General features: G+C 77.2%; 1 protein-coding gene. It reads left to right on the top strand.

Annotated features, from left to right (window positions below):
• The coding region (locus ACWEVO_RS36795) for a calcium-binding protein (protein WP_452311992.1) at positions 1–1190 on the top strand (1190 nt) is incomplete at both ends.

Raw genomic sequence — 1190 nt, 5'->3', positions numbered from 1 at the left:
CGGCGACGACCGCGCCTGCGGCCAGCTCGGCGACGACACCCTGCACCTGGGCGGCGGCGCCGACCGGGCGTGGGGCGGGCCCGGCGTCGACCAGCTGCACGGCGACGACGGCGCCGACCTGCTCTTCGGCAACACCGGCGACGACGGCCTGTACGGCGGGACCGGCGACGACACCGCCGAGGGCAACGAGGGCGGCGACCAGGTCTTCGGCGGCCCCGACAACGACGTGCTCTACGGCGGCGGCCGGGTGGCCGGCGTGGCCGACGGCCGGGACTTCGTCTACGGCGAGGAGGGCGTGGACCGGCTCGTCGGGGACAACGGCACCCCGCGGATCGGGGACGTCGGGCCGTACCCGCTGGACCTGGCCGGGGACGTGGCGACGGCCGGCACCGGGGACGTGATCTCCGGTGGCCCGGACAACGACGTCGCGTACGGCGGGCTCGGCGACGACCGGGTCGATGGCGACGGCGGCGACGACCAGCTCGAGGGCAACAACGGATCCGACCTGGTCCACGGTGGCCCCGGCCGGGACGAGATCGTCGGCGGCTCCGCGCAGGAGCCGACCGCCGGCACCGGCCGCCCGGACACCGGCGACCAGCTCTATGGCGACGGCGACGCCGACCTGATCGCCGGGGACAACGCCCGGTTCACGCCGGCGACCACCGACGCGACCCGGGTCACCCAGGGCCGGGCCGTGCCGCCGCGCAAGGTCACCCTGCTCGACCTCGGGTTCACCCCGGCGGCCGGCACCAGCGGCGGTGACCTGATCTCCGGTGGCGACGCGGACGACGTCATCTTCGGCCAGGGCGGTCCGGACCGGGTGCACGCCGACGCGGGCGCGGACTACGCCGAGGGTGGCCCCGGCTCCGACTGGGTCGAGGGTGACGCCGGCGACGACGACCTGGTCGGCGGCTCCAGCACCGCGTACGACGGGACCGGGGCGGCCACCACGGGCCAGCCGGACACCGCGGACGCCCTGTTCGGCGGCCCCGGCTCGGACGCGGTCATCGGCGACAACGGCGCGGTCCTGCGCCCGCTCGCCGGTGAGCAGCCCACGGCGGTGACGGTCCGGCTCGGCGCGGACGGCAACCCGTTCGGCCCGCGGATCGTGGTGCTGCTGGACCGGGCGGCGGCCACCGCCAACCGGTACGGCGCGGACCGGATCAGCGGCGGCGACGGCGTCGACACCC

It is taken from the genome of Micromonospora sp. NPDC003776 (assembly GCF_053605645.1).
This window is presented reverse-complemented; position numbering and strand designations above follow the sequence as displayed.